The sequence below is a fragment of the Rhodococcus sp. NPDC019050 genome (assembly GCF_055664235.1).
The window spans coordinates 1-8606 of sequence record NZ_JBVOON010000033.1; the positions used below are offsets into that span (position 1 = coordinate 1).

At 60.6% G+C, this 8606-nt stretch carries 9 protein-coding genes and 1 pseudogene; 7 read left to right on the plus strand and 3 right to left on the minus strand.

The window, feature by feature from the left end; genetic code table 11:
• The first annotated feature begins 168 nt into the window (after nt 1-168).
• The 3 genes from AC0B44_RS20900 to clpX all read left to right on the plus strand — a co-directional run bounded on the left by AC0B44_RS20900 (nt 169) and on the right by clpX (nt 3014).
• Complete coding sequence (locus tag AC0B44_RS20900; protein ID WP_471904660.1) at nt 169-795, plus strand: ATP-dependent Clp protease proteolytic subunit; 627 nt, start codon at nt 169-171, stop codon at nt 793-795.
• A 52-nt stretch (nt 796-847) separates the two neighbouring features.
• Nucleotides 848-1510: an ATP-dependent Clp protease proteolytic subunit gene (locus AC0B44_RS20905; RefSeq protein WP_471904661.1), complete on the plus strand. Its 663-nt coding sequence runs from the start codon at nt 848-850 to the stop codon at nt 1508-1510.
• 226 nt (nt 1511-1736) lie between these two features.
• The gene (clpX, locus tag AC0B44_RS20910) at nt 1737-3014 is read left to right on the plus strand and encodes an ATP-dependent Clp protease ATP-binding subunit ClpX (protein WP_471904662.1); all 1278 of its coding nucleotides are present in this window, start codon (nt 1737-1739) and stop codon (nt 3012-3014) included.
• 87 nt (nt 3015-3101) lie between these two features.
• On the opposite strand, the gene AC0B44_RS20915 is transcribed toward clpX, so the two are convergent.
• The gene (locus tag AC0B44_RS20915) at nt 3102-4025 is read right to left on the minus strand and encodes a 3-oxoacyl-ACP reductase (RefSeq protein ID WP_471904663.1); all 924 of its coding nucleotides are present in this window, start codon (nt 4023-4025) and stop codon (nt 3102-3104) included.
• A 187-nt stretch (nt 4026-4212) separates the two neighbouring features.
• Here AC0B44_RS20915 and AC0B44_RS20920 point away from each other — a divergent pair.
• Nucleotides 4213-4524: pseudogene (locus AC0B44_RS20920) on the plus strand (AMP-binding protein); the annotation flags it as partial.
• 103 nt (nt 4525-4627) lie between these two features.
• Here the strand turns inward: AC0B44_RS20920 and AC0B44_RS20925 are convergent.
• Together AC0B44_RS20925 and AC0B44_RS20930 are read right to left on the minus strand one after the other, a co-directional pair.
• Nucleotides 4628-5860 carry an MFS transporter gene (locus AC0B44_RS20925; RefSeq protein ID WP_471904664.1) on the minus strand — a complete coding sequence of 411 codons (1233 nt, stop codon included), beginning with the start codon at nt 5858-5860 and terminating at the stop codon, nt 4628-4630.
• 20 nt (nt 5861-5880) lie between these two features.
• Nucleotides 5881-7005 carry a HesA/MoeB/ThiF family protein gene (locus tag AC0B44_RS20930; protein WP_471904665.1) on the minus strand — a complete coding sequence of 375 codons (1125 nt, stop codon included), beginning with the start codon at nt 7003-7005 and terminating at the stop codon, nt 5881-5883.
• 588 nt (nt 7006-7593) lie between these two features.
• Between AC0B44_RS20930 and AC0B44_RS20935 the strand changes: the two genes are divergently transcribed.
• The 3 genes from AC0B44_RS20935 to AC0B44_RS20945 form a co-directional block, all read left to right on the plus strand.
• Complete coding sequence (locus AC0B44_RS20935) at nt 7594-7884, plus strand: hypothetical protein (RefSeq protein ID WP_471904666.1); 291 nt, start codon at nt 7594-7596, stop codon at nt 7882-7884.
• A 97-nt stretch (nt 7885-7981) separates the two neighbouring features.
• Nucleotides 7982-8371 carry a transposase gene (locus AC0B44_RS20940; RefSeq protein ID WP_039587714.1) on the plus strand — a complete coding sequence of 130 codons (390 nt, stop codon included), beginning with the start codon at nt 7982-7984 and terminating at the stop codon, nt 8369-8371.
• A 10-nt stretch (nt 8372-8381) separates the two neighbouring features.
• Nucleotides 8382-8606, plus strand: a 225-nt coding sequence (locus AC0B44_RS20945) for a hypothetical protein (RefSeq protein ID WP_471904667.1), incomplete at its 3' end; no start/stop codon positions are given.

The following is an 8606-nucleotide window of genomic DNA, read 5'->3' on the forward strand; positions in this document are numbered from 1 at the left end:
CGGGGGGTTGGCGGGGGGGGGGGGCCCGCCCCCCCGGGGCGGGGGCGCTTGGTGTTGGGGTTTTTGGGGGGTTTGGGGCCGCGGGGGGCCCCCCCCCCCCCCCCCCCCCCGCCCCTCTTCGTTAGTGTCAGTGTCAGCAATCCACGATTGACGAGAAGGCAGGTACCCGTGACTCATCAGAATCCGGCGACATCCATCGGTCCGACGATGACCTCGGCCACCGCTGGGCTCAACCTCAGCGACTCGGTGTACGAACGCCTGCTTCGCGAGCGGATCATCTTCCTCGGCACCCAGGTCGACGACGACATCGCCAACAAGCTCTGCGCACAGATCCTCCTGCTGTCGGCGGAGGACCCCAACCGCGACATCTCGCTGTACATCAACTCCCCGGGTGGTTCGGTCACCGCGGGTATGGCGATCTACGACACGATGAAGTTCGTCGAGTGCGACGTCGCGACGTTCGCGATGGGTCTGGCCGCGTCGATGGGCCAGTTCCTGTTGTCGGCCGGCACCCACGGCAAGCGTTATGCCCTGCCGCACGCGCGGATCATGATGCACCAGCCGTCCGCCGGTATCGGCGGCACGGCGAGCGACATCGCGATCATGGCCGAGCAGTTCGCGCACACCAAGCGGGAGATGGCGGAGCTGATCGCCGAGCACACGGGGCAGACCGTCGAGCAGATCACCAAGGACTCGGACCGCGACCGGTGGTTCACCGCTCAGCAGGCACTCGAGTACGGCTTCGTCGACCACGTCGTCGCACGGGCCCAGCAGGCCGGCGGTACCGGCAACTGATCCCCGGGTTCTCACCGACCCGCTCCACGCCCCACGAATTCTTGGAGAAGCGATGACCAACATGTTCGATCCGCGCCAGCTCGGCGGCCAAGCTCCGGCCTCTCCGGCGAGCCGCTACATCCTGCCCTCGTTCATCGAGCACTCGAGCTACGGCGTCAAGGAATCCAACCCGTACAACAAGCTGTTCGAAGAGCGCATCATCTTCCTCGGTGTGCAGGTCGACGATGCGTCGGCCAACGACGTCATGGCTCAGCTGCTGGTGCTCGAGTCGCTGGATCCGGACCGCGACATCACGATGTACATCAACTCGCCCGGTGGTTCGTTCACCTCGTTGATGGCCATCTACGACACGATGCAGTACGTCCGCGCCGACATCACCACGGTGTGCCTCGGCCAGGCCGCGTCGGCAGCAGCTGTGCTCCTCGCGGCCGGTACGCCGGGCAAGCGTCTCGCACTGCCGAACGCTCGCGTGCTCATCCACCAGCCCGCGACCGGCGGAATCCAGGGTCAGGTCTCCGACCTCGAGATCCAGGCCGCGGAGATCGAGCGGATGCGTCGTCTCATGGAGACGACCCTCGCCCGGCACACCGGTAAGGACGCGGACCAGATCCGCAAGGACACCGATCGTGACAAGATCCTGACCGCCGCCGAGGCTGTCGAATACGGATTGATCGACAACGTTCTCGAATACCGGAAGCTCTCCGCCCAGAAGTAGCCGAACGACCCGGCCCGACCGCGTGTCTCGTGGTCCGGGCCGGGTCGATGTGCAATTGTGACCGGGACCAGGTGCGGGGCCGATAAATGTGGCCGGAAACGCCGAGAACCAGTCGACCCGAAAGCCGGACTCCGGGTACGGTCGAGCAAGGGCCCGCTCCCCGGGCCGGCGCGCAACGAGATCGCGGCAGCAGTTGCACGCACACGAGGAAGTAGGGACCTGACAGATGGCACGTATCGGTGACGGCGGAGATCTGCTCAAGTGCTCGTTCTGCGGAAAGAGCCAGAAGCAGGTCAAGAAGCTCATTGCGGGGCCGGGCGTCTACATCTGCGACGAGTGCATCGATCTGTGCAACGAGATCATCGAGGAAGAACTCGCCGAAACCAGCGAGGTCAAGCTCGACGAACTCCCCAAGCCCGCCGAGATTCGCGACTTCCTCGACAACTACGTGATCGGCCAGGATTCCGCGAAGCGGACGCTCGCGGTCGCGGTGTACAACCACTACAAGCGGATCCAGGCCGGCGACAAGGCCCGCGACGCTCGTGGTGAGGCCGTCGAACTTGCGAAGTCCAACATTCTGCTGCTCGGGCCCACCGGGTGCGGCAAGACGTATCTGGCGCAAACCCTCGCCAAGATGCTCAATGTGCCGTTCGCCATCGCCGACGCCACCGCGCTCACCGAGGCGGGTTACGTGGGTGAGGACGTCGAGAACATCCTCCTCAAACTGATCCAGGCGGCGGACTACGACGTCAAGCGCGCCGAGACCGGCATCATCTACATCGACGAGGTCGACAAGATCGCGCGCAAGAGCGAGAACCCGTCGATCACGCGCGACGTGTCGGGCGAGGGCGTGCAGCAGGCGCTGCTCAAGATCCTCGAGGGTACGCAGGCATCGGTGCCACCGCAGGGCGGACGTAAGCATCCCCACCAGGAATTCATCCAGATCGACACGACGAACGTGCTGTTCATCGTCGCGGGTGCGTTCGCCGGACTCGAGCGGATCGTGTCCGACCGAGTCGGCAAGCGTGGCATCGGGTTCGGCGCCGAGGTCCGGTCGAAGGCCGAGATCGACACCACCGATCACTTCGCGGACGTCATGCCCGAGGATCTCATCAAGTTCGGTCTGATCCCGGAGTTCATCGGCCGCCTGCCGATCGTCGCGTCCGTGACGAATCTCGACAAGGAATCGCTCGTCGAGATCCTGTCCGAGCCGAAGAACGCACTCGTCAAGCAGTACGTGCGTCTGTTCGAGATGGACGGGGTCGAACTCGAGTTCTCGCAGGACGGTCTCGAGGCTGTCGCGGATCAGGCGATTCTGCGGGGCACCGGCGCTCGTGGTCTCCGCGCGATCATGGAGGAAGTCCTCCTGCCCGTGATGTACGACATCCCCAGTCGCGACGACGTGGAGAAGGTCGTGGTCACCGCGGAGACCGTCACCGACAACGTGCTGCCGACGATCGTGCCACGCAAGACCGATCGTGAGCGTCGCGAGAAGTCGGCCTGATCTTCTCGCATCGACTTTCGAAACGACTCGGCCTCGGCAGGAATCCTGCCGGGGCCGAAGTCTGTTCGCTGGTCCTCGTCGGTGTGATCAGTCGACTGCGAGTGCGGGCTTCTCCAGTTCCGCAACGCTGTAGGCGGCGTAGTTCTCGTACTTGCCGCGTCCGGTGAAGTACGACGAGAGCTGTTCGTCGAGTTCGTCCACGGTGAACGCGGATCCTGCGGCGTCGAAACGGTTCTCGACCTTCGGGGAGTCCATCAGCGCGACCATCTTGCCGTACACCACGAACACCTGGCCGTTGATCTCGTGCGACGCGGGGGAGGCAAGGTACGAGACGAGGGTGCCGACACGCTCCGGGGCAAGTGGGTCGAGACCGGTGTTCGCACCGTCGGCCTCGCCGAATGCCTCGGCCGTCATGGCTGTGCGGGCACGCGGGCAGATCGCATTCGCGGTGACGCCGTAGCGGGAGAGTCCCGCCGCGGTGGACAGCGTCAGGGCGGTGATGCCCGCCTTGGCTGCCGAGTAGTTGGGCTGACCGGCGGAGCCGAAGAGGAACGCCTCGGACGATGTGTTGATGACGCGACCGTAGACGGGACCCCCGGTCTCCTTGCTCGCCTGCCGCCAATGGACGGCGGCGGCGTGGGAAGTCGCAGCGTGGCCCTTGAGGTGCACGCGGATCACGTCGTCCCAATCGGATTCGGTGAGGTTGAAGATCATTTTGTCGCGGAGAATGCCCGCGTTGTTGACGAGGATGTCGAACGAGCCGAATGCCTTGACCGACTCTTCGACGAGGCGGCCTCCGAGAGACCACTCGGAGACGTCGCCGGTGACGGCGATGGCCTGTCCGCCCGATGCGACGATCTCTTCCGCAACCTGGTGCGCGGCGTCGCCCATGTCGTTGACGACCACGGCGGCACCGGCGGCGGCCAGTGCGAGAGCCTCGGCGCGCCCGAGACCGGCGCCGGCCCCTGTCACGACGGCGGTGCGGCCGGACAAGCTGACTGTTTCACCCATGGATGCCTCCGGTGTTGCGTTGCCACGAGTAGAGAAACGACTCGCAGAATTAGTATTCATTCTAGTTTGTGGAGATACGGGTCCGGCCGGCGTGATCAGTCCCGCTGAATGGGAGTGGCGGAGATCACTTTGTGGCGGGTGTGGAACTTTGGCGGCACCCATTTCACCGCTGGCAGAAGGAAATTCGATGTCGCTCAATCTTGCTGACTTGTTCGAGGCTGCGGCGGACGCTGTTCCCGGCCGCGTCGCCGTCGTGTGCGGAACGGATCGGTTGACCTACGGCGAACTTGACGCCGCCTCCAATCGTCTCGCTCACCACCTGGCTGGTGCGGGCATAGGTGCCGGTGACCGCGTCGGTCTGTACATGCGGAACAGCACGGAATTCGTCGGGTCCTTGCTTGCGTGCCTCAAGATCCGGGCTGTTCCGGTGAACATCAACTACCGCTATGTCGATGCCGAACTGGCCTATCTTTTCGGCAACGCGGAACTCGCCGCCGTGAAGAAACTAGCGATCATTCGCCGCGGTCGTGGCTCATCGCTCCAGACAGCCGACATGAACCTGGCCGAATTGCTTGGTCAGTACGGCGTATCATATGCAACCCTCAAGCTTCTAGCTTCGGAGCCATTGACGGGCCTGCACTCTCGCCGGTACGTACAAGTATCTTACGAGAGTAAATTGCTTGAAAGGCGCCAACCATGAGGAACATCAACCCTAAAAGGCACCAGCCCGTATTACCCGTTCCGACAAGAGCAATCATGAAGGCTGGACCAACTGCCACTGCCAGTCCGTCTCCAATCGCGGCGATCGATTGATACCCCCCCGCGTGGTCATCATTCATCATGCTAGTAGAAAAATACCATTTTGAAGTTACAACCAAAACTTCGGCCAAAGCGTGGAGCAAGGTAACGCCGAGAATTACTGCGACAGCAACGCGGGTCGACTCCGTTTCGCCTGCGATCACAAATCCCGAACATACTACGGATAGAAAAATGGATCCGGCCAGGTTTACGTATCTGCCGTGCTTCAACGTCACGACTTTATTTCCTACAGGGATCTGGATAATTATAATGATAACCGCGCTGATCGCCAAACAAACTCCCGCCATTGCGGGCGGGGCTACAGTTGATTCGGTAATCCACAACGGCAATCCAACAGTTAGAAGAGGCCAGCACAGCATGAGAAGACTCGACCCCAGCATCATTAGCAGGAACGCCCGGTCTTTTACAGCTGTCGAGCCACCCATCCGACGGTCCACTCGCGCCGAGGTCACAGCTGACCGGCGGCTTATTCGAGTGCATATAAATGCCCCCGCGAACAGCATAGTGCCGCCAATAGCCAAAGCAATCCGGAAAAAGACGTCAGCGTCAGAGGCAAGAACAAGAGATGCGGCGACAGCTGTTAGTGCGTAGAGCACATGTTGCAGAGTCCGAATCCATGAGAGCGATTTCACTCTGCTCATGGGTTCCACGCGAGTCGCGACGATGCTAATCGATAGGCCTGTTTGGGAAGATTGAAGGCCAAGCGTGATAAAAAGTGCTGCGAGTAGTAGGGCCGTGCTACTCGAAAGCGACACAAGGAGGGCTGCGACGCCACGCAGCGTCAATAACAGTGCTAGCAGGTAGCGGTCATCGACGCGGTCACCAAGTGATCCCACGGGATATGCAAGAGCCATGCCCGTAACCCCGCCGAAGAGGGAGACCGTAGAAACAACGGCTGGGCTCAAGTCTGCAACAGAGACAAAGTAGACTGCCCACAGTGCAATCCATATCCCGTTTGCGAGACTGTTGGCTGCGAACATTCCGTACAGAATTGCCGGCCCGACCGGTCTTGTCATGACCCCGCGAAATCTACTTTTTAAACGCGGCAACTGCAGTCATCTCGAAAACTGAAAGACTCCATCTCGGTCTGATACGCGTTGAGTAGCGAGATGGAGAGTCGCTTCCCAACCAAACCCGGCTCGATGTATCCTGTGATAGCATTTACAATTTCGTTCGTCGCTAACCCGGATATGATACTCAGGGATGGCGCGCTCTGCCAGGCATTTACTTTCCTGTAGGCTTTACTCTTTGTCGTCCGCTTACGGAATTCTGTGGTCAACTCATCGCCACCCCACCATTTCTCTCGGTACTGCGGCTTAACGCATTCGAGGCACGGAGATGATCCGTCATTGGGATACAAGGGGCCAACGGCGATATCGAAGGGATCGCCTGCCAGTTCGATGATTGGGATTTTTCTTTCTCGGCAGATTTGATGAACCATATCCTCGGCGGTGTTTTGCACGAATGCGGATTGGTTCGCCCAGCACAGGCAAACAAAACTGACTCCGTCAAGTATTCGCTCAATTTGTGCTCGGTCACGCTCTACGAATTCATCGACAACTTCGACGTCTACGTGCGGGTTTATCCGTTCGATGGCTGAACGCGCCGCATCAACCTTTTGCAATCCGATGGATGAATTATCGAACAAGACCTGGCGGTTTAAGTTAGAGTGCTCGACATAGTCTGCGTCGACAAACCTCAGTTTACCAGTACCCACCAATGCTAAATTCATCGAAATCCACGTTCCCCATCCCCCCATGCCGAGGATGCAGATTGTCGACTGCTTCAATTTCTCTTGGTAATTGAATCCTGGCAGTGACTGCGTTTCTACGGCGGAGAATTGCACCATTTGCCGGTCGTAGCGCTCTATCTCTTCCGATGATAAAACACTGGATCGTAGTGCGCCGTCATCAAGAAGATTCGCTTCTTGCAGTTGGCCTATAGTCTCCTTGATTTCGTTATCAGAGATCTCCGGGTGCTTTCGCTGTAGAAAGCGCGCGATCCTGGGAATTGTACTAGAGCCATCCAGAAGCAACAGTAGGTCAAGAAACGACTCGGGGGCCTCGCGGACGAAGTATGAGCTAGAGCCAACTTCACCGATCGAGATGTTTCCCGACGGGCTCCGATGGACTGAGTGGGACGGCTTCAGGCGTGGTTTCAACAAGAGTGTCTCGGTTCCTTGGGTTGCTTCGCGGCTCAATGTGCCGTGCTGGGGCGCAAATCAGCGCCCCAGCACGACGGAAACTTCACTCGGAGACGAGTGCGCGATCCTCGTAGTACATGGCGAATTCCTCCGCCACGAGAGCGATTCGTTCTGTCTGCTGCTCCAGCTTGATCGACATGATCTTCCTTCCTGGGTGAACAATCTGATCACCCCGATAACGCATCCTCGATGCGGCTTAGGATCCGCAGCGAGGTCCATCTGATACTTCTTTGGACGAGGCTGTGATACACAGCACTGACCCGATAGGGACAATACCGACTGTTCGGTATATTTCAACCCCTACGCATTTTTGGGTACTGATCAGACATTGTCGGTAGCTCGCAAGCTGGTCGCAGCGAGGGCCGCTCCGATGAAAGTGCGACCCTGTTCGTCGTACCCGTCTGGTAAGTGACCGTTTCAGAATGACGGCCTGCTGCCGGAGTATTTCGAGTGGGTATGGAGAAGATCGAAGGGCGCGAAGGCTCGGGAAGCGTCGTCTACCGTGTGCACCACGGCACGCGTTGATCACACTTCGGAGGTGTACCCATGGAGTTCTACTCCCTGGTCTTGCCGCGTTCGGGCCTGTCGATCCAATGGCGGGAGGACGACATGATGCGCATCGATCCCGCGTCCACAATTGAGAACGAATACTGGTCGCCGGTCTCCGTCATGTACACCACCGATCCTGAGAGTTTCCCGCACGAGATCAAACAGCAGGTCTGGCCCGGAGACAGCCCCGACCCGACATGGTGGCTGGTGATCGGGGCGCTGAACACACCGACAGCGGCTCAGCTCGCCGACGGCACCGCCGTCCCCCTGCGTGTCAGGCTGAGTTGAGGCCAGCGGTTCACAGCAACTCCGCCTGCAGGGCGAGATACGGATCAACCCAACGATGACGATGCCCACCCCTACGGCGGTCGAGGACAATGACCGCATGGCCTCCACTCACCCCCGAGCCGACGGACCCCGCCGACGCGTGTTCAGCCCCGCCGACAAGCTCGCCCACCTGGTCGCGTACGAGCAGGCCTGCGCGACGAATGAAGGCGGCGCGTACCTACGCCGTGAAGGCCTCTACTCGTCGCTGATCAGCGAGTGGCGCAAACAACGTGACGCCGGTGTGCTCGACGGCAAACAACCCGGCACAAAGATCGGCAAACTCACCGCCGAGCAGGCCGAGATCGCCCGCCTCAAGCAAGAGCTCGCCCGCGCGAACAAGAGACTGACCACCACCGAGGCCGCCCTGGACATCATGGGAAAAGCTCACGCTCTCTTGGAATCTCTCTCCGAGAGAGCGGATGTCGACGGCAAGCCGAACAAGCGCTGACCGCCGTGTGGTGCGACTTGACCGCGGCCGGGGTGTCGACGAGAACCGCGAGTGCGTTGACCGGTGTGGTGCGTTCGACCGCAGTCCGGCGGCGCACCGCAGCGACCGCACCGACACCGCCGGTGGTGGTGTCGGCGCCGCGACCCCGCCGGCGAACAAGCTCACCGCCCTCGAACGCCGTCGCATCCTCGAGGTGCTCAACAGCGATCGGTTTGTCGATCGGGCACCGCTCGAG

Coding starts and splice junctions, on each gene's coding strand:
- clpX (WP_471904662.1), top strand. CDS start 1,737: ATGGCACGTATCGGTGACGGCGGAGATCTGCTCAAGTGCTCGTTCTGC.
- AC0B44_RS20935 (WP_471904666.1), top strand. CDS start 7,594: ATGGAGTTCTACTCCCTGGTCTTGCCGCGTTCGGGCCTGTCGATCCAA.
- AC0B44_RS20915 (WP_471904663.1), bottom strand. CDS start 4,025: ATGGGTGAAACAGTCAGCTTGTCCGGCCGCACCGCCGTCGTGACAGGG.
- AC0B44_RS20925 (WP_471904664.1), bottom strand. CDS start 5,860: ATGACAAGACCGGTCGGGCCGGCAATTCTGTACGGAATGTTCGCAGCC.
- AC0B44_RS20905 (WP_471904661.1), top strand. CDS start 848: ATGACCAACATGTTCGATCCGCGCCAGCTCGGCGGCCAAGCTCCGGCC.
- AC0B44_RS20940 (WP_039587714.1), top strand. CDS start 7,982: ATGGCCTCCACTCACCCCCGAGCCGACGGACCCCGCCGACGCGTGTTC.